The 22,595-nt window shown below is 71.8% G+C and carries 25 protein-coding genes and 1 tRNA gene; 16 read left to right on the forward strand and 10 right to left on the reverse strand.

The window, feature by feature from the left end; genetic code table 11:
- Nucleotides 1-799 precede the first annotated feature (799 nt).
- The 11 genes from AB0C87_RS20725 (at nt 800) to AB0C87_RS20775 (ending at nt 9,193) form a co-directional block, all read left to right on the forward strand.
- Nucleotides 800-1,108 carry an antibiotic biosynthesis monooxygenase gene (locus AB0C87_RS20725; protein WP_360579018.1) on the forward strand — a complete coding sequence of 103 codons (309 nt, stop codon included), beginning with the start codon at nt 800-802 and terminating at the stop codon, nt 1,106-1,108.
- Nucleotides 1,105-2,307, forward strand: coding sequence for a helix-turn-helix transcriptional regulator (locus tag AB0C87_RS20730; protein WP_360579020.1), 1,203 nt, complete (start codon nt 1,105-1,107; stop codon nt 2,305-2,307). Before AB0C87_RS20725 ends, AB0C87_RS20730 begins: the two co-directional genes overlap by 4 nt.
- 314 nt (nt 2,308-2,621) lie before the next feature.
- Nucleotides 2,622-2,975, forward strand: a complete 354-nt coding sequence (locus tag AB0C87_RS20735; protein ID WP_329095528.1) for a hypothetical protein — start codon at nt 2,622-2,624, stop codon at nt 2,973-2,975.
- Nucleotides 2,976-2,989: 14 nt separating this feature from the next.
- The gene (locus AB0C87_RS20740; protein WP_360579023.1) at nt 2,990-4,330 is read left to right on the forward strand and encodes an FtsK/SpoIIIE domain-containing protein; all 1,341 of its coding nucleotides are present in this window, start codon (nt 2,990-2,992) and stop codon (nt 4,328-4,330) included.
- A 150-nt stretch (nt 4,331-4,480) separates the two neighbouring features.
- Entirely contained in the window at nt 4,481-4,723 is a 243-nt protein-coding gene (locus AB0C87_RS20745) for a hypothetical protein (protein ID WP_360579024.1), read from the forward strand.
- On the forward strand, nt 4,720-5,562 hold the full coding sequence (locus AB0C87_RS20750; RefSeq protein ID WP_360579026.1) for a DUF2637 domain-containing protein: 843 nt from the start codon (nt 4,720-4,722) through the stop codon (nt 5,560-5,562). The genes AB0C87_RS20745 and AB0C87_RS20750 overlap by 4 nt, the downstream gene beginning before the upstream one ends.
- 19 nt (nt 5,563-5,581) lie before the next feature.
- Nucleotides 5,582-5,995: a hypothetical protein gene (locus tag AB0C87_RS20755; protein ID WP_360579028.1), complete on the forward strand. Its 414-nt coding sequence runs from the start codon at nt 5,582-5,584 to the stop codon at nt 5,993-5,995.
- A 140-nt stretch (nt 5,996-6,135) separates the two neighbouring features.
- Entirely contained in the window at nt 6,136-6,291 is a 156-nt protein-coding gene (locus AB0C87_RS20760; RefSeq protein WP_360579030.1) for a hypothetical protein, read from the forward strand.
- A gap of 93 nt (nt 6,292-6,384) precedes the next feature.
- Nucleotides 6,385-7,809 carry a replication initiator gene (locus AB0C87_RS20765; protein ID WP_360579032.1) on the forward strand — a complete coding sequence of 475 codons (1,425 nt, stop codon included), beginning with the start codon at nt 6,385-6,387 and terminating at the stop codon, nt 7,807-7,809.
- A complete protein-coding gene (locus AB0C87_RS20770; RefSeq protein WP_360361089.1) occupies nt 7,791-7,970 on the forward strand; it encodes a helix-turn-helix domain-containing protein in 180 nt (59 codons plus the stop codon). The genes AB0C87_RS20765 and AB0C87_RS20770 overlap by 19 nt, the downstream gene beginning before the upstream one ends.
- Nucleotides 7,970-9,193 carry a tyrosine-type recombinase/integrase gene (locus AB0C87_RS20775; protein ID WP_360579034.1) on the forward strand — a complete coding sequence of 408 codons (1,224 nt, stop codon included), beginning with the start codon at nt 7,970-7,972 and terminating at the stop codon, nt 9,191-9,193. Before AB0C87_RS20770 ends, AB0C87_RS20775 begins: the two co-directional genes overlap by 1 nt.
- 66 nt (nt 9,194-9,259) lie before the next feature.
- Here AB0C87_RS20775 and AB0C87_RS20780 read toward each other — a convergent pair.
- Nucleotides 9,260-9,332 (reverse strand) — tRNA-Thr (locus AB0C87_RS20780).
- 180 nt (nt 9,333-9,512) lie between these two features.
- Here AB0C87_RS20780 and AB0C87_RS20785 point away from each other — a divergent pair.
- Nucleotides 9,513-9,860: a YciI family protein gene (locus tag AB0C87_RS20785; protein WP_345173032.1), complete on the forward strand. Its 348-nt coding sequence runs from the start codon at nt 9,513-9,515 to the stop codon at nt 9,858-9,860.
- On the forward strand, nt 9,857-11,029 hold the full coding sequence (locus tag AB0C87_RS20790) for an RNA polymerase sigma factor (RefSeq protein ID WP_360579036.1): 1,173 nt from the start codon (nt 9,857-9,859) through the stop codon (nt 11,027-11,029). The genes AB0C87_RS20785 and AB0C87_RS20790 overlap by 4 nt, the downstream gene beginning before the upstream one ends.
- On the opposite strand, the gene AB0C87_RS20795 is transcribed toward AB0C87_RS20790, so the two are convergent.
- The 7 genes from AB0C87_RS20795 to AB0C87_RS20825 form a co-directional block, all read right to left on the reverse strand.
- Complete coding sequence (locus tag AB0C87_RS20795; RefSeq protein WP_345173029.1) at nt 10,998-11,903, reverse strand: EamA family transporter; 906 nt, start codon at nt 11,901-11,903, stop codon at nt 10,998-11,000. The genes AB0C87_RS20790 and AB0C87_RS20795 overlap by 32 nt on opposite strands.
- Nucleotides 11,904-11,943: 40 nt before the next feature.
- On the reverse strand, nt 11,944-12,852 hold the full coding sequence (gene rlmB, locus AB0C87_RS20800; protein WP_345173027.1) for a 23S rRNA (guanosine(2251)-2'-O)-methyltransferase RlmB: 909 nt from the start codon (nt 12,850-12,852) through the stop codon (nt 11,944-11,946).
- Nucleotides 12,853-12,977: 125 nt separating this feature from the next.
- The gene (gene cysS, locus AB0C87_RS20805) at nt 12,978-14,372 is read right to left on the reverse strand and encodes a cysteine--tRNA ligase (RefSeq protein WP_360579038.1); all 1,395 of its coding nucleotides are present in this window, start codon (nt 14,370-14,372) and stop codon (nt 12,978-12,980) included.
- A 76-nt stretch (nt 14,373-14,448) separates the two neighbouring features.
- Nucleotides 14,449-15,291 carry an alpha/beta hydrolase gene (locus AB0C87_RS20810; protein ID WP_345173023.1) on the reverse strand — a complete coding sequence of 281 codons (843 nt, stop codon included), beginning with the start codon at nt 15,289-15,291 and terminating at the stop codon, nt 14,449-14,451.
- Nucleotides 15,278-16,531, reverse strand: coding sequence for a sigma-70 family RNA polymerase sigma factor (locus AB0C87_RS20815; RefSeq protein WP_360579040.1), 1,254 nt, complete (start codon nt 16,529-16,531; stop codon nt 15,278-15,280). Before AB0C87_RS20815 ends, AB0C87_RS20810 begins: the two co-directional genes overlap by 14 nt.
- The gene (locus tag AB0C87_RS20820) at nt 16,528-16,884 is read right to left on the reverse strand and encodes a YciI family protein (RefSeq protein WP_345173124.1); all 357 of its coding nucleotides are present in this window, start codon (nt 16,882-16,884) and stop codon (nt 16,528-16,530) included. Before AB0C87_RS20820 ends, AB0C87_RS20815 begins: the two co-directional genes overlap by 4 nt.
- Before the next feature lie 105 nt (nt 16,885-16,989).
- Nucleotides 16,990-17,730 (reverse strand): DUF6585 family protein, encoded by a 741-nt coding sequence (locus AB0C87_RS20825; RefSeq protein WP_360579042.1) that lies wholly within the window; start codon nt 17,728-17,730, stop codon nt 16,990-16,992.
- A 206-nt stretch (nt 17,731-17,936) separates the two neighbouring features.
- Between AB0C87_RS20825 and AB0C87_RS20830 the strand changes: the two genes are divergently transcribed.
- Complete coding sequence (locus AB0C87_RS20830; RefSeq protein WP_360579044.1) at nt 17,937-19,043, forward strand: DUF2637 domain-containing protein; 1,107 nt, start codon at nt 17,937-17,939, stop codon at nt 19,041-19,043.
- A 122-nt stretch (nt 19,044-19,165) separates the two neighbouring features.
- Nucleotides 19,166-20,383, forward strand: coding sequence for a fumarylacetoacetase (gene fahA, locus AB0C87_RS20835; protein ID WP_360349390.1), 1,218 nt, complete (start codon nt 19,166-19,168; stop codon nt 20,381-20,383).
- 9 nt (nt 20,384-20,392) lie between these two features.
- Here fahA and ispF read toward each other — a convergent pair whose 3' ends face one another.
- Nucleotides 20,393-20,863: a 2-C-methyl-D-erythritol 2,4-cyclodiphosphate synthase gene (gene ispF / locus AB0C87_RS20840; RefSeq protein WP_353831390.1), complete on the reverse strand. Its 471-nt coding sequence runs from the start codon at nt 20,861-20,863 to the stop codon at nt 20,393-20,395.
- A 34-nt stretch (nt 20,864-20,897) separates the two neighbouring features.
- On the reverse strand, nt 20,898-21,380 hold the full coding sequence (locus AB0C87_RS20845; RefSeq protein WP_021599843.1) for a CarD family transcriptional regulator: 483 nt from the start codon (nt 21,378-21,380) through the stop codon (nt 20,898-20,900).
- A gap of 365 nt (nt 21,381-21,745) precedes the next feature.
- Between AB0C87_RS20845 and AB0C87_RS20850 the strand changes: the two genes are divergently transcribed.
- Complete coding sequence (locus tag AB0C87_RS20850; protein WP_345173011.1) at nt 21,746-22,519, forward strand: hypothetical protein; 774 nt, start codon at nt 21,746-21,748, stop codon at nt 22,517-22,519.
- Nucleotides 22,520-22,595: the final 76 nt, after the last annotated feature.

Here is a 22,595-nt window from a genome sequence, read left to right on the forward strand (position 1 = left end):
TGGGTTCTTCTTGGTCGATGAACCATCTACCGGAGACCTCACTGCGTCCGGCTCACAACACGCCGATGCTCACCCCACTTCGAAACACGCCCTAGGTGCCACATGGCCTTGCGGTCCTGGCGGTCTCTGGTGCCGAACCAGCGGAGGAAGCGGCGGGCTCGGCGTCCCCATAGCCGTAGGGTCACGGCGGATTCGTCGATCACCCGTCGCCCTCCTTCGGGAGAGCGAGGACGCGTCCGATGCGGTCGGCTGCCAGCTCGGTATTCCATAGCGGGCAGAGCGGTTCAAGCTCCGGCTCGGAGCCTCGGGTCGGACCGGACCAAACCCAGTACCACCACAGCTCGCGGTCGGGGTTGTGTGGGTGGCACCTGACCTCTTGGCGCAGGCCGGGGCTCAGCGCCTGGCCAAGGGCGTTGTCGGGTGCCGGCTCCCCTGCGAGGTTCACGGCCATCACCGCGGCATGTCCCCATGGCTTGGCTGTTAAGCCGCGCTGGTCCAGGGCGGCTATCAAGGCGAGCGCTGCGTCTCGCCATTCACGTGGGTTGCCGCCTGGTGGACGTGGGTGGGCGTCTGTCGCGTCCGGCGTCGGGGCGTCTGGGGGAACGGGCATAAGAGTTCCTTCGGACGGTCTTCTGCGAGGTTGATCGGCCGGCTCATCGCGGTGATCTTGCTGGTCAGAGCCCCATCAACCTGGATTGGTATTCAAAGTACGGGTACAGTACTTCAAGTACAAGTCACTTCGCGTACTTGCGCCGCACAATAAGTACTGATCTCGTAGAGGCGACGAAGGAGGGTGCCGATGTTCGGCTTGATGGTCCGGTTCACCTGCAAGGACGAAGAGAGCGCCGGTAGGTTCGACCAGCTGGTGTCCGAGACGATCGGCAAGATCGAGACGGAAGAGCCGGGCACGCTGATCTACGCGGTGCACAAGGTCGACGGGCAGCCGCTGCAGAGGATCTTCTATGAGCTGTACCGAGACCGGGCGGCCTTCGACGTGCACGAGGAACAGGACCACGTCCGGCGGTTCCTCAGTGCCCGCGATGACCTGCTCGCCTCGGTAGAGGTCGACTGGTTGGGCCTACAAGTAGGCAAGGGAACGTCAGGGTGAGCACTGAGTATCAAAGGGCGCTCGGGCGGCGGATCGCTCAGGAGCGCAAGCGGCGCGGGCTGTCTCAGCCTGAGCTGGCGCGGCTGATCGATCGGTCCGTTGCCTGGGTCTCCCAGGTCGAGCGCGGCGTGCGCAAGGTCGACCGCATGTCGGTCTTGGAGAAGGTCGCCGAGGTGCTGGAGCTTCCGCTGTCGGAGTTGGCGGCCGAGGCTCCGGTTGTCGCCGCGTCGAGTGAGGAGATGCCGGGATCAGCCGGGCTGCGGCTGGTGCTGTCGGGCGCTCACTCGCTTCGGGCCATGCTGCACTCGGCTCCCGTCCCGCCGACGGCGGAGATCAAGCCGCGGGTGGACCGGGCTTGGGAACTGGCGCATGAGAGCCACTATGTAGAGCTGGCTGACTTGCTCCGGGGCCTGGTGCCTGCACTGGAAACCGCGGTGCGGTCGGCGCCGGAAGAGCGGCGGGCAGAGCTGTTCAACCTACTGGCGGCGACCTATCAAGCCTGCTCGGCGGCTCTGTCAAAGCTCAATGAACCGGAAGCGTCATGGATTGCCGCTGACCGCGCCATCGTCGCGGCCGAGCGTGCGGGCGATCCGCTGATGATGGCCGCCGGCGCCTTCCGTCTTGGGTTCGTCTTCCTGGGAGCGCGGCACTTCGACCAGGCCGAGGAGAACGCCCGGACGGCTACTGACGCGCTGTGGTTCCTGGTCGACCAGGGCAAGCCGGAAGCTATGTCCCTATGGGGTGGGCTGACGTTGCAGCGGGCTATGGCCGCGGCGCGACTCAATCAGGCTGACGTGGCATATGAGCACCTGGCGCGGGCTCGTGAAGTCGCTGATCGTCTCGGGAGCGGCCGCAACGACTACAACACCGAGTTCGGCCCGGCGAACGTCGTCCTGCATGAGGTCACCGTGGCGGTAGAGCTGGGAGACGCCGGCCACGCTCTTCGGGCCGGGAGCGAGGTCGACACCTCGACGCTGTCCCGTGAACGCCGGGCAAGGCTTCAAGTCGACCTCGCGCGTGCGCACGCCCAGCGGCGGCAGGTCGATGGTGCTGTTGCGGCCCTGCTGGAGGCGGAGTCGATCACGCCGGAGCAGGTACGGAACCACCGGGTCGTGCGTCAGGTCGTGTCCGATCTCCTGACCATGCAGGACCCGCCCTCCTCTGACCTGCGAGAACTCGCAGAGAGAGTGGGCGCGTAGAAAAAGTACGTCTTCTAGTACTCCAAGTACTAGTAGAAACTCTGAGTACCGGGTAGCGTTCGTGTTGACGCTGAAGCACTCCTGATGGAGGTGAAGGCCCAACACGAACGCTCTTCGCGTTTCAGGGGCGGAAAGGCCGCTCTTGGACGGCGGAACAGGCCACTAATGAAAGTGGCCTGAGCGGGAGACCCGCCCAGGCCGGATGCGGTTAGCACCCTAGTTGGCGCTTCGATGCTACCTCGTTCGTCCTGATGGCGTGTGCTCCCTTCGGTCCGTAACGCCTGCTCAGCAGGCGGACGAGAGGTGTACTCAGCATGCGCAACATTCCTGTCGACGTCTCCGCCCTCACCTTCGTGTGCGTGTCCGCGCCGCGTCCCAAGGTGCTCAACCAGGAGACCGGCGAGGTCAAGGTCGACCGCGACGGGCAGACGGTGTTCACGGTCGGGCTGTCGGCTGCCGACGCGATGGGGCGGGTTGACCTGCTCAACGTGGCGGTGACCGGGGACCAGTCGGTGACGATCGGGGAGGTCGTGACCCCGGTCGGGCTGGTCGCGTTCCCCTGGGAGGCGGTTCTCGGCGGTGAGAAGCGGTGGGGCGTCGCCTTCCGCGCTACCCGCGTCGTCCCCGTCTCCTCGGGGTCGGCTTCGGCTTCGTCGGACGTGGCCTGAGCGGGGTCGCCGTGATGACTGACTCGCTTCTGGTGCTCGGGGTCCTGGCCGCTGTAGCGGCCGGGCTCTGGGCCTGGCGCCGGTGTCACCCGGTGTCGTTCTGGTACGGCGTTGGGTTCCCGGTCCGTGCGGTGCTGGTGTACCTGACGTGGCATCACGTCGCCTCCGGGTGCAAGCTCACCCGCAACCGGCGCCGGTTCCGGCTCACCCTCGACGCCGTCCCGGTCGTCGGCCCGGCAAGCCGTAGCGCCGCGACGGTGGTCGAGCACAAGCGGCGGGTTCGGCGGGTCGATGTCGAGCGCTCGCCCCGCCTCGGTGTGCTGCGGCCTACTCGGCTGGGGTGGCGGATGCGGCTGCGCCTGCACGACGGCCAGGTCCCCGCCGACTACGAGAAAGCGGCCGAGGGGATCGCGCATGCCTGGCGCGTCCACTCGGTTCGGGTGGTCGACGTGCGGCCAGGCTCGGTGACGCTGTGGGCGACGATGCGTGACCCGCTGGTCGAAGTGGTCACCGAACCGGAAACCGGTGAGCTGCTGACCGTGCGTCCCGGGAAGCTGGAGAACGGCCGTGACTGGGTGATCGACTTCCGCACGGTCCCGCACTGGCTCAACGTCGGCGCGACGCAGTCCGGTAAGTCCAACCTGGCCAACGCCCTGCTCAAGGGTCTGGCGCCGCAACCGGTCGCTCTGGCGGGCTTCGACCTCAAGGGCGGCGTCGAGTTCACCCCCTACGCGCCTCGGCTCTCGGCCTTGGCCACGACCCGGAAAGAATCGGTGGATCTGCTGGTCGACCTGGTGGGCGAGGTCGAGAACCGCATGGCCACCTGCCGTGCCCATGGTGCGCGGAACGTGTGGACACTGCCGGAGGATCTGCGGCCGATGCCCATCGTGGTCTTGGTGGACGAGGTCGCCGAACTGTTCCTCATGGCCGACAAGTCCGAGAAGGACGAGGTGTCGCGGACGGCTACCGCGCTGCTGCGGGTGGCTCAGCTCGGGCGGGCGTTCGCGGTCTACCTGGTCGTGTGCGGGCAACGCGTCGGCTCCGACCTCGGGCCGGGCGTTACCGCGCTACGCGCTCAACTGTCGGGGCGGGTGTGCCACCGGGTCAACGATCCGGAGACAGCGAACATGGCGCTCGGTGACCTCGACCCCGCCGCCCTGGACGCCGCCCGCGTCATCGCGGCTGAGACTCCGGGGGTGTGCATCGTGGCCGGGCAAGACGGCTCATGGCACCGTGCCCGGTCGGTCTACGTCCCCGAACACGAGGCCGAACAGGCCGCGCGCAGCTTCGCGCACCTGACCCCCGACTGGGAGACCCTCGTCGGCTCCACCCCGGTCATCCGCCCCGCCGCCTAGACGCCTCTCCTCACCTTCCCGGCTCGGCGTGAGCCCTGATCACGCCACGTCCCTATCCAACCCATGCCCGAAACCGGTCCTGGAGGCTGCCCGATGGTCGCCCGCACTCGTGCCCTTCGTCCCCGCCCTCGTCCCCGGTTCGTCGCCCTCGTGTCCCCCTCGTCCCCGTCCTCGGGCTCACCCCGGACGGGCGTGGTGTCGTCCTGGGACGTGTGGCCCGTCAGGGTCGAGTGGGACGAGTTCCGGTCCCTGCACGTCGCCCGGTGCCAGCAATGCGCCGACTCGTTCGCCTCCTCGTCCCCGGTACAAGCTGACGACTGGGCAGACGTCCACCACTGTGACCCCGAACTGGTCGCCCTTCTCGCCCTCGTCACCGACCGGCGGGCGGCATGATGCGGCGGCTCGCCGGGGCGGTGGCCGATTCGGCGCCGGTCGTCGTCCTGGCCGGGATCGCTGCGGCCGGGTCGTTCACCCACATCCGCGACACCGCGACCGAACACGGTCAGCACGGGTGGATGGCCTGGGCCATCGCGGTCTGCATCGACCTGACGTGCGTCATGGCCGCCGCGGAACGCCAACGGGACAAGAACACCGGCCGCGAAACCGGGCGGCTGTCATGGCCGACCGTCGTCCTAGTCGGCGGAGTCCTGCTGTCCCTGGCCGCCAACCTCGCACAGGCCGACCCGTCGGTCTGGGGCTGGATCACCGCGGGGACCCCGGCGGGCGCGTTCCTGGTCGCGGTCTCCATGCTGGAGCGCCGAAAGGCCGGCACCCGAGCGGCGGCTCACACCTCGCCCGTCCCTGAGTCATTCGGCCGTCCCGACTCGGCCCCGGTCGTCTCGTCCTCGCCCTCCTCCTCGTCCTCGCCGCCGTCCCCGTGGGTGGTCTGGGAGGACGAACACCCCACCGTAACCGCCGCTGCCGTCCCCGGTCCGCAGGACGAACCCCGCGACCGCGAGGAGCAGGACGGCCAGACCGCCATCCCCGTCCCCGCCGACCAGTCCCCCGCGGCGCCGTCCGCTCCGGCGTCTGCTTCGTCCTCGTCGCCCGGTGCGGCGGGCCCGCTGGTCGACTTCGCGCGCCGCGTCGCCTCCGAACACGAAAGCCGGCACGGGCGGCCGATCACCCGTGACGCGCTGCGCGCCCGGCTCGGCGTCTCCAACCAACTCGCCTCAGACCTGCTCCGCCAACTCCGCACCAAACAGCCCCACGCAACCGCACCCGTCTCCTGAACTTCTGGAGGAACCCGCCATGACCTCGCCCGCTGCACTGACCGGCCAGACCTCCCTTCCCGTGCCCGGTGACCTGTTCGCCCGCCACCAGACCATCACCGGCCTGCGCGCCCTGGCCGACTTCCTGGAGGCCAACCCCGCCGTACCGATCAAGGAGTACGGCGGGGACTACAACGTCTACACCCGCACCGGAAACGACGCCGCAGCGGTCGCCGCAGTCGACCAGGTCGCCGCACTCCTGAACACCGAAGTCACCGACGACCGCCCCCACGGCGGCCACTACATCGCCTCCAAGACCTTCGGCCGCATCACCTACCAAATGGTCCACATCCCCGCCCGACAGATGGACGAGCACCACGCCCACATCAGCTACCGCGACAACATCCGCCTCGACCCCGACCAGAACAACGGCGACGAGGGACGGGCGGCCTAATGCGCGCTCGGCCGACTCGCCGCCGCTGGGGCGTGTGCCGGTGGAAGTGCGGGACGTGCGGCGGGGGCGGGGTCACCTCCGACGGGTCCACCTGCCCCGACTGCAACGGCCACGGCCACACCTGAACAGGAGCACACCGGATGTTCCTGCGCCGCTGCGCCTTCGGCTGCTTCTGGCTGGTCCTGGGCCTGTTCGCCGTCCGGCACCCCGAGCGCGCCGCCGCGACCGTCCGCACCATCACTCACGGCCTGGCGCTCGTGGCCGATGGGCTCGCCCGGATCACCTCGGCCTTGTAGTTCCCGGCGTGGCCGCCGTCGCCGGCAAGCACCTGCGGCCACGCCGGGCCCATCCCCGATCCATCCCACAGACGGACAGGAGACCCGTTCATCGTGCCCGATCTCGCCCCGGCTCCGCACATTGACGGTGTGGCCGCGCGTGACATGGCCGCCCGGTACAACCGCGCCGACTTCCGCGCCTGGGCACGCCGCGCCTACGCCACCGGCGGCTGCGCCCAACCCGTCCACCTACGGGGCCGCGTCACCCACCTCGACCCCAAGACCGGTGAGATCCTCCGGCACTACTCCACCGCCCAAGAGCCGGGCGGGACGCTGCGGGTGGCGTGCAAAACCCGGCGGGCCTCGCGGTGCCCAGCGTGCGCCGAGACCTACCGCGCCGACACCTATCAACTCGTCCGCGCGGGCCTGGTCGGCGGCAAGGGCGTCCCGGACACCGTGAGCACTCACCCGGCGGCCTTTGTCACGCTCACCGCGCCCTCGTTCGGGCCCGTCCACTCCCGCCGCACCGGCAAGAGCGGCGCTGTGGTCGCATGCCGTCCTCGACGCGACGGCGGAGCCTGTCCGCACGGGCGGCCCGTCTCCTGCACCGTCCGACACGGCGACGGTGACCCGCGCCTCGGGCAACCCATCTGCCCGGACTGCTTCGACTACGCGGGCGCGGTGCTCTGGAACGCGCACGCTCCTGAGCTGTGGCGACGGTTCGCTCTGGCCTTCCGCCGCTACGTCGCCCGATCGGCGGGCCTGCGCGTGGCCGACCTGCGGGACGTGCTGACGGTCTCGTTCGCCAAGGTCGCCGAATACCAGCGGCGCGGCCTTGTCCACTTCCACGCCGTCATTCGTCTCGACGGACCCGGCGGCCCCCAAGCATCCCCGCCCGCATGGGCCACCCTCGACCTCCTCAAAGCGGCCGTCGACCACGCGGCCGGGGTCGTGACGGTGTCGAGTCCAGCGGCCGGGGACGTCCTCACCAAAGAGCACGTGTGGGGCTCTCAGGTCGACGTCCGACCGATCACCACCACGGGGGAACTGACCGATACCGCCGTGGCGGGCTACATCGCCAAGTACGCCACCAAAGCCGCCGAATGCGTCGGCACCCTCGACCGCCGCATCCGGCCGACTGACGACCTGGCTGACCTGCCTGTGTGCGGGCACGCCCGGCGGCTCATCGCCGAGTGTCTCCGCCTGGGGGCGCTGGAGGAGTTCGCGGGGCTGCGGCTGGCGGAGTGGGCTCACATGCTCGGCTTCCGCGGCCACTTCTCCACCAAATCCCGCCGCTACTCCACCACCCTCGGCGCGCTGCGCGCGGCGCGTATCGAGCACAACCAGCACCGACACGACGAGATCACCACCGGACGGCTCCCCTTCGATGACGACCAGGTCCTGGTCGTTGCGCACTGGCGCTACCTCGGCCAAGGCATGACACCTGGCGAAGCGCTTCTCACCGCTGCTCTCACCGGCAAACCCACGCCGGCTCTCACCACCGATGAACGGAGTTTCGCGTGCCCAAGCTCCTGCTGACCGTCCCGGAAGCGGCCAAGGCGCTGGCCATCTCCCGCAGCAAGCTCTACGAACTCCTCGCCTCCGGCGCCATCCGCTCCATCCGCATCGACGGAGCGCGCCGCATCCCGCTCAACGCCCTCAACGACTACGTCAACGCCCTGATGGAAGAGGCAGCCTGATGGCCAAGACCGCCCTTGCCAACCCCGAAGAGCCGCGCAGGCCCGGCAAGTCCAAGCTTCGTGACGGCGTGATGAAGCGGGGCAAGACCTGGTCCTATGTCATCCGCGTCACGGACCCCGAAACCGGCGTCTCAAAACCCAAGTGGGTCGGCGGCTTCCCGACCGAAGACGCCGCCAAGGAAGCGCGCGACGAAGCACGCGTGAGGGCGCGGCGCGGTGAGTACATCGACCGCAACGCCATCACCGTGGGCGAGTACCTGGACGAGTGGCTCGACGCTCACGCGGTCGAGATCAAGCCCAAGACCCTGGCCAACTACCGCTATCTGATCGACCGGCACGTCCGGCCCAACATCGGCGGCCTGCGGCTCCAGGCCGTTCGGCCCGGCCAGATCACCAAGCTCTACCGCGACCTCGTCACCGTGGGAGGTCGAAAGGGTGAGGGGCTCTCGCCTCGGACGGTCGCGCACGTGCACTCGGTGCTCCGGAAGGCGTTCGGCGACGCTGTCCGGGTTGATGAGCTGATCGCGTCCAACCCCACGGAACGCGCGAAGCGGCCTCGCCTGCATCACGGTGAGCCGGGGAAGGTCTGGACGCCTGCGCAGCTCCGGGCCTTCCTCGTTTCCGTTGAGGGCCATCGGCTGTCGGCGTTCTTCCACTTGGCCGCCTACACCGGTGCTCGGCGCGGTGAGCTGCTCAACCTGCGGTGGCCGGACGTCGACCTCGACGGGGCCTCGATCCAGATCAAAGGCTCGGTGGGGTTCGTCGCCGGCGAGCGCATCGAGGGGACTACCAAGAGCGGCCGGTCTCGCGTCGTAAGCCTCGACCCCGGCACGGTCGACGTCCTCAAGGCACACCGGAAGCGCCAGCTCGCCGACAAGCTCAAGGCCGGTGAGTTCTGGAAGGGCACCGAGGATGGCCACGTGTTCGCCACGGGATGGGGTGAGCCGGTCCACCCGGACACGGTCTCGTCCCTTATGGCCACGCTGATCAAAGAGCACAACGCGGCGGACGGCATTACGCCTCTCCCCCACGCAAGACTGCACGACCTCCGCCACGTCCACGCGACGACCCTGCTTCTGGCGGGCGTCCCCGTTCACGTCGTCGCGGCCCGGCTCGGGCACGCTGACCCCGCCATCACGCTCCGGGTCTACGCGCACGTCGTCAGCGAGCAGCTCGCCGAAGCGGCCACGATCTTCGCCGACAGGATCGACGGCGCGGCGTAGTCGGCTGTTAGCAAACCCGTTAGCAAAAGCCCCCTTCCAGCACCGGGAAGGGGGCTTTGAGCTGGGAGCCGGCGAGGGGACTTGAACCCCTAACCTTCTGTTTACAAGACAGATGCTCTGCCAATTGAGCTACGCCGGCGGGCTCGTCCCGCATCGTAGTCGACTTGGGGGCTCGGGGGGATCCGGGGAGGTTTTCTGGGGTGGGTGTCGATCTGCGGGGGGACTCGTTCGTGTAGGGGGCGGGGCGCCGGGTGCGCACGGGCGGGCGTCGCGGGGAAGGAGTGGGGGCAGGGGTGCTGGTGGTCGTGGAGGAGGAGAGATGAAGTCCTACGTGCTCAACATCATCCAGCCGGTGGGGGAGGTGCCGCCGCCGGAGGTGCTGGAGCCGATCATGGCGCGGCTCGCCGAGGTTCGGCGGGATCTGGAGCGGCAGGAGTGCTGGGTGTTCGGGCGGGGGCTGGACCAGCCGGAGGCGAGCACCGTGGTGTGCATGCGGGGGGACGAGGTGATCGCGACGGACGGGCCGTGGACGGAGGGCAAGGAGCACGTCGGGGGCCTCGCCATCGTCAGGGTGAAGGACCTGGACGCGGCGCTGAAGGTGGCGGCCAGGTTCACGCAGGTGACCGGGTTGCCGATCGAGGTGCGGCCGTTCCTCGGCGAGGGGTGATCGAGCGGGTCTTCCGGGAGGAGCACGGGCGCGCGGTGGCCGTGCTGGTCCGGGTGTTCGGCGATGTGGACGTCGCCGAGGAGGCCGTCCAGGAGGCGTTCGCCGAGGCGGTGCGCCGGTGGCCGGTGGAGGGGGTCCCGGCGAGCCCGGCGGGGTGGATCATCACGACGGCGCGGAACAAGGCGATCGACCGGCTGCGGCGGGAGGCCGCGCGGGCCGGGAAGTACGCGCAGGCCGTGCTGCTCAACGCGGCGGAGCCCGTCGAGGCGCCGGTGGTGGAGGACGATCGGCTGCGGCTCATCTTCACGTGCTGCCATCCGGCGCTGAGGATGGAGGCGCGGGTCGCCCTGACGCTCCGGTTGCTGGGCGGGCTGTCGACGGCGGAGATCGCGCGGGCCTTCATGGTGCCGGAGAAGACGATGGCGCAGCGGCTGGTGCGGGCGAAGGCGAAGATCCGGGAGGCCGGGATCCCGTACCGGGTGCCGGAGGAGGGGGAGCTGCCCGGACGGCTCTCCGGCGTGCTGGCGGTCGTCTACCTGGTGTTCAACCAGGGGTACGGCGGACGGGAGGAGTTGGCGGCCGAGGCGGTTCGGCTGGGGCGGGTGCTGCGGGAGCTGATGCCGGACGAGCCCGAGGTGATGGGGTTGCTGGCGTTGATGCTGCTCGTCGAGTCCCGCAGGGGCGCCCGGCGCAGGGACGGGGAGCTGGTGCTGCTGCCCGAGCAGGACCGCGGGCTCTGGGACCGGGGGCTCGTCGAGGAGGGGCAGGAGCTGGTGCGGCGGTGCCTCCGAATCGGGCGGCCCGGGCCGTACCAGATCCAGGCGGCGATCAACGCGGTGCACGGGGACGCGGCGAAGGCCGAGGACACTCGGTGGGATCAGGTTCTCCAGCTGTACGACCAGTTGATGGTCGTGGCGCCGAGTCCCGTGGTGGCGCTCAACCGGGCTGTGGCGGTCGGTGAGGTGGAGGGGGCCGGGGCCGCGTTGGAGCTGGTCGAGCGGCTGGAGTTGGGCCGGTACTACCTGTTCCATGCGGTGCGTGCTGATCTGCTGCGGCGCCTCGGGCGGGACGGGGAGGCGGCCGAGGCGTATGGCGAGGCCATGCGGCGTACGGAGGACGAGGCCGAGCGGGCGTTCCTCAGGAGGCGGCGGGCCGCGGTCGCCGGTTGAAGGTCTGGCCGGCGACGAGGGCGCCGAGGGCGACGGTGAAACCGACGACCTGCCACGGGGTGAGGGTCTGGCCGAGGATCAGCAGGCCCGCCAGGGTGGCGACCATCGGGTTGGTGAGGCCGAGGAGCGAGACGGACGTCGGGGGCAGGCGGTCGATGCCGCGGAACCACAGCGCGTAGGCGATCGCGGTGCCGACGATGCCGAGGTAGGTGAAGCCCAGGAGGTTCTCGCCGGTCAGCGAGGACGGGGCGCCTTCGAGCGCCAGAGTGAGCGGCAGGAGGACGAGGCCGCCGACGGTGAGCTGCCAGCCGGTCATGACCAGGGGCGACTCGGGGCGTCCCCACTTCTTGGCCAGGACGATCGCGGTGGCCATGAGGGACGTCGCGGTGAGCATGGCGGCGATGCCGAGGGGGTCGAGCCGGGCGTCGGCGCCGAGGGTCAGCAGCGCGACGCCGCCGGTGCCGGCGAGGGCCGAGTACAGGACGGCGCGGGCCGGGGCGATCCGCAGGACGCCGAGCGACAGCAGCGCCACGACCAGGGGCTGGACGGAGCCGATCGTCGCGGCGACGCCGCCGGGGAGGCGGTAGGCCGCGAAGAAGATCAGCGGGAAGAAGGCGCCGAAGTTCAGCAGGCCGAGGACGATCGACTTCCACCACCACTCGCCGCGCGGCAGGCGGCGGGTGGCGGCGAGCAGCACCAGTCCGGCGGGCAGGGCGCGCATCGTCGCGGCGAGCAGGGGGCGGCCGTCGGGCAGCAGCGTGGTGGTGACCACGTAGGTGGTGCCCCAGCTCGCCGGGGCGAGGGCGGAGAGGACGAGGTCGGAGGCGTAGCGGGTGCGCAGGGCCGGGGCCGGGAGGGCGGTCGTCTGATTCACTTCAACGTCAATTATCTGAACGTTGAGATTATTTCCGATCTCAGGCGCGAAGGCGGCTGATCTCGTACAGCGCGATGCCCGCGGCGACTCCGGCGTTGAGCGACTCGGCCCTGCCCGGCATCGGGATCGTGACGAGCATGTCGCAGGTGTCGGCGACGAGCCGTCCGAGGCCCTTGCCCTCCGAGCCCACGACCAGCACGAACGGCCCGGACGCGAGTTCCAGGTCGGCGACGGTCACGCCGCCTGCGGCGTCCAGCCCGGCGACGAAGCAGCCGGCCTTCTGGTAGGCCTTGAGCTGGCGGGAGAGGTTCGTGGCCTGCGCGACCGGGATGTTCGCGAGGGTCCCCGCGGACGACTTCCAGGCGCCGGCGGTGACGCCCGCCGCGCGCCGCTCGGGGACGACCACGCCGGTCGCGCCGAACGCGGACGCGGAGCGGACGATCGCGCCGAGGTTGCGGGGGTCGGTGATGCCGTCCACCGCGACGATCAGCGGGGCGGTGCCCTTGAGCAGGTCGTCCGGGTGGGCGTAGCGGTAGGGCTTGACCTGCAGCGCGATGCCCTGGTGGACGGCGCCGTCGGTCAGCCGGTCGAGCTCGTTCTTGCCCGTCTCCAGCAGCGGGATGCGGCGGTCGGCGGCGATCTGGGTCGCCTCGCGCACCCGCTCGTCGGTGCCGGACGTGACGTACAGGGCCGTGCCGGGGACGCCCGCGCGCAGCGCCTCGACGACCGGGTTGCGGCCCGTGACCAGCTCGGGGACCTCGCCGGTCGCGCGCCGCGCGCCCGCGGGACGTCCCGCCGGGCGGTTCTCCGAGGAGGCCTGGCCGCGGCCGCCCGGCCCCAGCGTCGGCGTGCCGGTGCGCTTGGAGTTCTTGACGGCGCGGGCCTTCTGGCGCTTGCCGTGCCAGTGCCGGTCCTCGGCCTTGGGGGTGGGTCCCTTGCGCTTGGCCATTGTCGGTTACGCCCCTCGCGACGATTGCGTGCTCGCCCCTGCCGGGCGGCTCAAGATCTCAGCGGACGGCGACGAACCCCCGCGAACGTTCGATTTTATCCGCAGCGCGGGGTGCGCGATGCACGTCAGCCGCGCTTCAGTTCCCAGCGGGGGCCCTGCGGGGTGTCCTCGACGAGGACGCCGGCCGCCGACAGGCTGTCGCGGATGGCGTCGGCCGCCGCGTAGTCCTTGCGGGCGCGGGCCGCCTGCCGCTGCTCCAGCGCCACCTTGACCAGGGCGTCGACGACGGGGTGCAGGTCGTCCTCCCCCGAGGCCGCCCACTGCGGCGAGAGGGGGTCGATGCCGAGGACGCCGGCCATCGCCCGGACGGACGCCAGGTGGCCGTGCACCGCGTCGAGGTCGCCGGACGCCAGGGCGCTGTTGCCCTCCCGGACGGTCTCGTGCAGCACCGCCAGCGCCTGCGGGACGCCGAGGTCGTCGTCCATGGCGGAGGCGAACGCGGACGGGACGGAGGACGGCGTGCCGCCCCCCACCTGCTCGGACGCCCGCGTCACGAAGCCCTCGATCCGCTGGTAGGCGGAGACGGCCTCGGCCAGGGAGGCGTCGGTGTAGTCCATCAGCGAGCGGTAGTGCGCCGAGGCGAGGTAGTAGCGCACCTCGGCGGGGCGGGCCTTGCCCAGCAGGTCGGGCAGCAGCACCACGTTGCCGACCGACTTGCTCATCTTCTCGCCGTCGACGGTGAGCAGGCCGTTGTGCAGCCAGTAGCGCGCGAAGCCGTCGCCCGCGGCGCGGGACTGCGCGATCTCGTTCTCGTGGTGGGGGAAGATCAGGTCGACGCCGCCGCCGTGGATGTCGAACGTCGGGCCGAGGTACCGGGTCGCCATCGCCGAGCACTCCAGGTGCCAGCCGGGGCGCCCGTCGCCCCAGGGCGTCTCCCAGGACGGCTCCCCCGGCTTGGCGCCCTTCCAGAGGGCGAAGTCGCGCGGGTCGCGCTTGAGCTCCTCGTTGGGGGTGTCGCCGGCGGAGCGCATGTTCTCCAGCCGCTGGTTCGACAGCGCGCCGTACTCGTCGGCCCAGGACTCGACGTCGAAGTACACGTCGCCGCCCGCGGCGTACGCGTGGCCGTTCGCGATCAGCCGGCGCATCAGGACGATCATCTCCGGGACGTGCCCGGTGGCGCGCGGCTCGATCGTCGGGGGCAGGCAGCCGAGCAGGTCGTAGCCCTGGGTGAAGGTGCGCTGGTTGCCCTCGGCGACGGCGAACCACGGCACGCCCCGCTCGGCCGCCACCGCGATGATCTTGTCGTCGACGTCGGTGACGTTGCGCGCGAACGTCACCTCGTAGCCGGACGCGCGGAGCCAGCGCAGCAGGACGTCGTAGATGACGCCCGAGCGCAGGTGCCCGATGTGGGGGGCCGCCTGCGGGGTCGCACCGCACACGTACATCCCCACGCGGCCCTCTTCCAGGGGCTCGAACGTGCGGACGCTACGGGTACCGGTGTCGTAAAAGCGCAGGCTCACGGGTTCAGGTTATTGGATCGGCGTCCGGCTCCGTGGCGCATCGCACAGGCCGGAACACGCCATCGCGCCGCGGAGGTCATTCCACCGGGAACGTCTCCGCCAGCCGGGCGGCGAACGCGGCGGCGTGCGGACCGAAGCCGCCGTGGTCGCCGGGGTAGGTCTCGGCGGACGTCCCGAGCCGGTCCGCCAGCTCCAGCGCGGCCCGGTGCGGCGGCTCGCCCGCGGACTCCTCCCCGGCCGCCGGGACGATCCGGACGGACGACGCGCGCAGCGCCTCCACATCGAGCTCGTACCGCCCGAAGCCCGGCACCTCGTACCCGACGAAGAAGTCGGTGTTCTTCTCGAAGCGGGCGAACATCTCCAGCATCTCCGGGCTCGGCGGCTCCTGCTCCCCGGCCGGTCCTTCCTCGGCGGAGCCGTCCTCCTCGCCGCCGCCCATGCCCAGCGCGGCGCCGAACGTCCCCATCGCGGGGCCGGCGCCGCCGTCGCGGTAGGCGCGCTCCACGTCCGCCATGACGGTCTCCCAGTGGTCCGCGTCCGGCAGCAGGGTCAGCAGCGGCGGCTCGTGGGCGACCAGGGCGCGCACCTGCTCGGGATGCCGCGCGGCCAGCTCCAGCCCGATCTGGGCGCCCGAGCTGTTGCCGAACACGAAGGCCGGGCCGTCCGCGACCTCGGCGAGCAGGCGGGACGCGTCGTCCGCGTGCGTCTCGACGCGCTGCCGCTCCGGCGGCCCGTCGAGCGGGCTGCGCGAGTTGCCGCGCCGGTCGTACGTCACGACCGTGTACCGGCCGGCGAGCAGATCGGCGAGGCCGGCGTAGCCCGCCGCGTCGTAGATCCCGCCGCAGATCAGCAGCAGGACGGGCCCGGATCCGCGCACCTCGTAGTGGAGGGTCGCGCCGGGGACGTCAAGCGTTCCCATCGGTGTCTCCTTCGTCGAGCCGGGCGGCGCGGGATTCGAGGTAGCGCCGCTCCGGCAGGCTCGTCGTGCCGCGGGCGGCGTCCCGGTACGCCTCCCGCGCGGCCGGCGCGTCGCCGGCCTTCTCCAGCAGGTGGGCCCGGACGGCCGCCAGCCGGTGGTGGCCCTCCATCCGGGTGTCGCCGTCCAGCGTGCGCAGCAGGTCCAGGCCGGCGGACGGCCCGTCCACCATGGCCAGCGCGACGGCCTCGTTCAGCGTGACCATCGGGTTGGGCGACAGATGGGCCAGCAGCCGGTACAGCGCGAGGATCTGCGGCCAGTCGGTGTCCTGCGGCCGGGCCGCCTCGGCGTGGACGGCGGCGATCGCGGCCTGCACCTGGTACGGGCCGGGCGGCGACCAGGTGAGCGCCTCGGTGATCAGCTCGGTCCCCTCCCGGATCTCCTCGGCGTCCCAGAGCGTGCGGTCCTGCTCGGTGAGCGGGACGAGCAGCCCGCCGTCGGCGGAGCGGGCCGCGCGGCGCGCGTCGGTGAGCAGCATCAGCGCGAGCAGCCCGGCCGCCTCGCCGTCGCCGGGCAGCAGCCGGTGCAGCGCCCGGGCGAGCCTGATCGCCTCGGCGGTGAGGTCCGAGCGCCGCAGGTCGGGCCCGCTGGACGCGGTGTACCCCTCGTTGAAGACGAGGTACAGCACGTGCAGCACGGCCCGCAGCCGCTCGTCGCGCTCGTCCGGCGGCGGGGGCCCGAACCGCGCCCCCGCCGCCTTGATCTTCTGCTTGGCGCGGCTGACCCGCTGCGCCATCGTCGCCTCCGGGACGAGGAAGGCGCGGGCGATCTGCGCCGTCGTCAGGCCGCCGACGGCCCGCAGCGTCAGCGCGACCTGCGAGGACGGCGACAGCGCCGGATGGCAGCACAGGAACAGCAGGGTCAGCGTGTCGTCGCGGTCGGCCGCACGGTACTCATCGGGGCCGGGCTCGGCGGGCTCCTCCGCGGCCACGGCCGCCTCGCGGTCGCGGCGGGCCCGCTCGCTGCGCCACTGGTCGGTGAGCCGCCGGGTCGCGACGGTCAGCAGCCAGCCGCGCGCGTTCTCCGGAACGCCCTCCCCCGGCCACTGGACGGCGGCGGCGAGAAGCGCCTCCTGCACGGCGTCCTCGCACGCGTCGAAGGCGCCGTGCCGCCGCACGAGCGTGCCGAGCACCTGCGGCGCGAGGTCGCGCAGCAGGTCCTCGACGGCCGGGGGCGTCCTCACATCTCCGCCCCGGACTCGTGCATGAGCGCCCTGACCTCCATGTAGCCGCCGTACCGGACGTCGGGCCAGCGGGAGGCGATCTCCACGGCCCGCTCCTCGGTCTCGCAGTCCACGGCGATGTAGCCGGCGAAGTGCTCCTTGGCCTCCAGGAACGGGCCGTCCGTCACGGCCGGCTGCCCGTCCCTGCCGACCACGGTCTTGGTCAGGGACGGGTCGGCCAGCGCCGCCCCGCCGACCAGCTCGCCCGACTCCGACAGCTCCTTCATGATCGCGTCGACCTCGCCGAACAGCGCGGTCCGCTCCTGCTCCGTCAGGTCCTCCAGGAAGCCGGGACGGTTGTAGATCATCAGCATGTACTTCACGGTCGTCTCCTCGTGGTCGGGCGGCCCCGTCTCCGGGCCCGTCAGAGAAGGATCGGAGCGGCCGGCGCGTTCTCGACACCCCCGCCGAGAAAATCTTCAGAAATCTTCGATCAGGTCCCTGACCTGGTGGCACAGGACGCTGAACGCCAGCGCGTCCGGCATCCGGGAGGCGACCGTCGCCAGATCGGCCCGGCCCGGACCGGCATGGACCGTCACCATCCCGCTCCCGATCACCACGTCCTGGACGGCGCTCCAGGGCAGCCGCTCGCCGTCCTTCCCGACACCGTCCAGGTCCACGGTGAACGGACCGATCCGCACGGACTCCCCCGCCTTCACCGCCGCCAGGTGGCGCGGGACGATCCGGGCGGTCACCTCCCGGGCGACGGCCACGCCGAGCGTCCGGACGTCGGGGATGTCGTCGCCGAGCCGCAGCACGCTCCCGTCGTCCGCGACGACCGTGAAGCACCACCGGACGCGCCCGCCGGGCCCGCCCGGCACGCCGGCGACCGTCACCGAGACGAGCTCGTCCCACGTGCGGGCGCCGCCGCCCGGCCCGGTGACCTCCAGGCCGCCGGTGTGGAGGACGGCGACGCGGGCCCGGACGCGGGGACGGTCGCGTCCCGCGATCCACCCGGCGGCGGCCGCGTACCCCATCGACAGGAGCAGCGCCGGGACGCCCACCCACCACACGTGGTCGTGCAGGTACACGACGGCCGCGGGGACGAGCGCGGCGGCGGCCAGGCACAGCAGCGCCAGCCACGCCCAGGTGCGGCGGGCCGCCGCCCGTCCGTCGAAGATCCGGACCGGTTCGCCGAACCGGTCCCGCGAGGGTGCCACGGCGGCGCTACCCGGCCGCCCGGGCCCGCGTGACCCGCACGAACCTGCCGCACGCCATCGGTGCCTCCCTCGCCTGACCTCTCCAATACCGTACGTCTCCCCACTTATAGTGCGCAGCGTCACAGTGATCACTAAGAAGTTGCGGTTCGGCGGCGTCCTGGCTGGTTAATCTCGGCGGAGGACCCCTCCCTTCCGGAACGAGAGACATGCCGACTGATCCGACCCGGCCCTCCTACACCGCCGTGCAGCGGCGGCTGCTGACCACCGTCGCCGGCCTCGTCGTCGCCGCGCTGGCGGGCGGCGCCTTCGCGCTGACCTACGACGTGCTGCGCGAGCTCGCCGTCGCGGGCGGGGTGGGCCGCCGCTGGGCGCCGCTGTACCCGGCGATGGCCGACACCCTCACCGCCGTGACGATCCTGTCCCTCGTGGTCACCCGCAACGCCCGCTGGTGGACGCGGCTGCCGCGCTGGACGCTGCTGGTCCTGCTCCTCGCCGGGGGCGCCGCGGCGTCCGTCCAGCGCTCGGTCCGGGGGTTCGGCCCGCTGCCGGACGACGCGGTGCGGACGGGCGTGGCCGTGGCGCCGCACGCGATGCTCGTGATCGCCGTCTGGCTGTGGCTGACGATGGTCAAGCAGATCCGGGTGGCCAGGCCCGCCGCCGGGGAGGAGGCGCCGCCCGAGGCGCAGCGCGGCCACGTCAAGGTCCTCGGGCCCGCGGCGCCGCCGCTCGCGCTGGAGGCGCCTCCCGCGCACGAGGCCGGGCCGGAGCGCGTGCCCGAGCCGGAGCCCGAGCCCGAGCCGGAGCCCGAGCCCGAGCCGGAGCGCGAGCCGATCCTGCCGTTCAGGGACGAGCCCGAGTGGCCCGTCGCCGACAGGCCCGAGCCCCTCCCGGAGAACCCCGGGCCCCTCGCCGAGGAGCCCGCGGCGGAGGAGCACGACCCCTTCGCCTTCACCTTCGAGGAGAGCCTGTCGTCGGAGCCGGCGCCGCCGCTCGACCCGCTGCCGCAGCCGCGCCGGCCGCTGGACGCGGTGCCCGACCGGCTGCCGACGGACGTCGAGCTCGTCCGGGGCCGCGACCGCGCCGCCGAGGAGCCCCCGCCCGCCGCGACGACCCGCCCCGACATCGTGGTGCCCCCGCCCTACAACACCGGCGAGGACGAGGACGACGGCCCGCCCGCCGACCGCGCCGAGGACCCCGACGCCGGAGACCCCGGCACGGAAGCCCTCAAGACGGGCGATCGTCCGGGGGAGGACGACGCGAACCCGCCGCCGTCCAGCAACTTCCGCAGCGGGCCCGTCCCTCCCGCCGAATAGGGAGCGGGCCCCGGCATGGCAACCGCGGCCTTTGCCCTGATCTGAAAAGCCGCCTTTCCTCCCACCTCGGCTGATCTACCCGCACCGGGTGAAAGGGAGGAGGCGGGGGAAGGTATGCCTCCATGACGACCGTTTCATGGGTCGAGGGCAGCCAGGACGGCGGCTTCGGTATCGAGAACCTGCCGTACGGGATCTTCTCGCGCCCGGGAGAACTGCCGCGCGTCGGCGTGGCCATCGGCGACCGCGTCCTCGACCTGGCCGAGATGTCGGCCGCGGGCCTGGTGGAGGACCGGCGGTACTTCGCCTCCGGGTCGCTGAACGCCTTCATGGTCGCGGGACGCGCCGCCTGGCGGGCGAACCGGGAGCGGGTGACGGAGCTGCTCACCGACGAGGCGTACCGCGAGCGCGTCGAGCCGCACCTGATCCCGGTCGCGGACGTGGAGCTGCAGAAGCCGTTCGAGGTCGCCGACTACGTCGACTTCTACTCCTCGGAGCACCACGCGACGAACGCGGGACGGATCCTGCGGCCCCAGGGCGAGCCGCTGCCGCCGAACTGGAAGCACATGCCGGTCGCCTACCACGGCCGCTCCGGGACCGTGTACCCGGCGGGGACGCCGATCATCCGGCCGTCGGGGCAGCGGCGGGCGAAGGACGACCCGGCGCCGTCCTACGGCCCGTCGCGGCGCCTGGACTTCGAGGCGGAGGTCGGCTTCGTCGTGGGCGTCCCCTCCCCCGCCGGGCGCGGGGTCCCGGCCTCCGCGTTCCGCGACCACGTGTTCGGGTTCGTGCTGGTGAACGACTGGAGCGCGCGCGACCTGCAGATGTGGGAGTCGCAGCCGCTCGGCCCGTTCCTCGGCAAGTCGTTCGCGACGTCGGTCTCGTCGTGGGTGGTGCCGGTCGCGGCCTTGGAGCCCGCGCGCGTCCCGCCGCCCGTCCAGGACCCGGCGCCGCTGCCCTACCTGCGCTGCGACGAGCCCTGGGGCCTGGACCTGCACCTGGAGGTCCTGATCAACGGGCGGGTGGCGGCGCGGCCGAGGTTCGCGTCGATGTACTGGACGCCGCCGCAGCAGCTCGCGCACGCGACGGTGAACGGCGCCCCGCTCCGCACCGGCGACCTGTTCGCGTCCGGCACGGTCTCGGGACCCGAGCGCGAGGAGCGCGGCTGCCTTCTGGAGCTCAGCTGGAACGGCCAGGAGCCCCTGCTGCTGGACGACGGCACGGAGCGCACGTTCCTGGAGGACGGCGACACCGTGACCATCCGCGCCCAGGCGCCGGGAGCCGCCGGTTCCCGCATCGCCCTCGGCGAGGTGACGGGCACCGTCCACCCGGCTCCGTCGTAGCGGTGCCCGTCAGGCGGGCGGGAGCACGAGGGCGTTGGCGATGGCAGCGAGGCCCTCGCCCCGCCCCGTCAGGCCCAGGCCGTCGGTGGTGGTGGCGGAGACGGTGACCGGCGCGCCGGACAGCGCCTCGCTGAGGGTCTTCTCCGCCTCGGCGCGCCGTTTGCCGATCTTGGGGCGGTTGCCGATGACCTGGACGGCGACGTTGCCGATCGTGTGACCGGCCTCGTCGACGAGGCGGGCGACCTCGCGCAGCAGGGCGACGCCGGACGCGCCGGACCAGCGCGGGTCGGACGTGCCGAAGACGGCGCCGAGATCACCGAGACCGCAGGCCGAGAGCAGCGCGTCGCAGGCGGCGTGCGCGGCGACGTCGCCGTCGGAGTGCCCGGCGAGGCCGTGGCCCTCGCCCGGCCATTCGAGCCCCGCGACCCACAGGGGCCGGGGCTCGGACGCGAACGGGTGGACGTCGGTGCCGACGCCCACCCGAGGGAGCCTTGAGTTCAACGCGGCCGGCCTCTCAGCTGGCCAGGACCTCGTCGAGCAGAGCCTCTGCCTTGTCCTCGTTGGTCTTCTCGGCGAGCGCGAGCTCGCTCACGAGGATCTGGCGCGCCTTGGCGAGCATCCGCTTCTCACCCGCGGACAGCCCACGCTCCTTGTCGCGCCGCCAGAGGTCGCGGACGACCTCCGCGACCTTGTTGACATCGCCGGAGGCGAGCTTCTCAAGATTCGCCTTGTACCGGCGCGACCAGTTGGTGGGCTCCTCGGTGTAGGGTGCGCGAAGCACCTCGAACACCTTCTCCAGCCCGTCCTGGCCGACGACGTCCCGGACGCCCACGTCCTCGACGTTCTCGACCGGGACCCGTACCGTCAGGTCACCCTTGTCAACCTTCAGGACCAGGTAGGTCCTGTCCTCACCCTTGATGGTGCGAGTCTCGATGGCCTCGATCCGAGCAGCCCCATGGTGGGGGTAGACGACGGTGTCGCCGACCTGGAAAGTCATGTGACAAGTACCCCTTCCGCTAGAACCAGGGTAGCACGGAAACGAGCGTGCCCGAACCCGCCTTCCCGACAAATGCGCAGGTCAAGCCACATATTGAGGTATTGACAAACCCCTTTATTGGTGCATCGAAGACCAGTTCCCCTCGCTCAGCGTAGCCGAAAGAACACCGCGATCCCTCCCCCGCGCCCTTACCGGCAACCGGCCCCCGGATACAAGCATCATTCCGCCGACGGTGCGGACGGGTTCCATACTGGGATGTGAGCACCCTGCGCCGCGCGGGTACGAAGCGCCCGGAAGGGTCTTAATAGGACACGGGGTCGGGACGCGCGTCCCGCGGGAACACCGATCGGCGAGGGAGGTGCCGCGTGAGGCCGGACGGCGGCGACCCGGAACCCGACGACTACGGGCTTCCGCGCGTTGACGTCGTCGTGCCCGACGACGCCCGCGAGCTGGAGCGGGACGTCGCCGCCTACCACCGGGAGCGGCGCCGGAGGCGGCGCAGGGCCCGCGTGCGGCGGCTGTACCGCCCGCTGACCCGGTTCGGGGTCGCCGTCCCGATCATCGCGGGCGCGCTGCTGGTCGCGCTGCTGAGCGGCGTGCTGATGACCGCGTTCGGCCCCCGTCCCGCCCCGCGGCCGACGACCGCCCAGCTGGCCCCGCGCCCCACCGCGAGCCCCGGCAGGGTCGGCGGGCTCCTGCCCGACCGCCGGGTCGACCTCGTGACCGCCGGCCGCGTCTCCCGGCCGCTGCGCGACCTGCGCCCCGGCGTGATCGCCGTCGTCCCGCCCGGGTACCGGTGCGAGGGCCTGGTGGCGGAGCTGGCCGGCCGGACGCAGGAGTACACCCTCACCTTCTGGCTCGTCGCCGACCCGCGCCCCGCGGGCGCCCGGAAGCCCTTGTCCCTGAAAGACCTCAAGGCGTGCGCGGGCACGGCCCACAACGGGACGCCGCAGATCCTGGAGGACCGCGCCGGGGTCCTGGCCGGCGCCTACTCCCCCGCGCCCGGCACGCCCGGCCCGACGGGCACCGGCCTCACCGCCGTCTTCGTGCGGCCGGACGGCGTGGTCACCGAGGTCGTCCGGGCGCCCGCGGCCGGGCCCGGACTCACCGGGAAGATCAAGGGTCTGGGTTCCGGTTAGGTCTCCCGCCAGGGCGTGTCGGCCACCCCGGGGAGGGGTTTCCGGCAAGACCTCGCTACGCTTCCCCTGGCGTATC

Source organism: Actinomadura sp. NPDC048021 (assembly GCF_040653135.1).
GTDB classification, from domain to species: domain Bacteria; phylum Actinomycetota; class Actinomycetes; order Streptosporangiales; family Streptosporangiaceae; genus Spirillospora; species Spirillospora verrucosospora.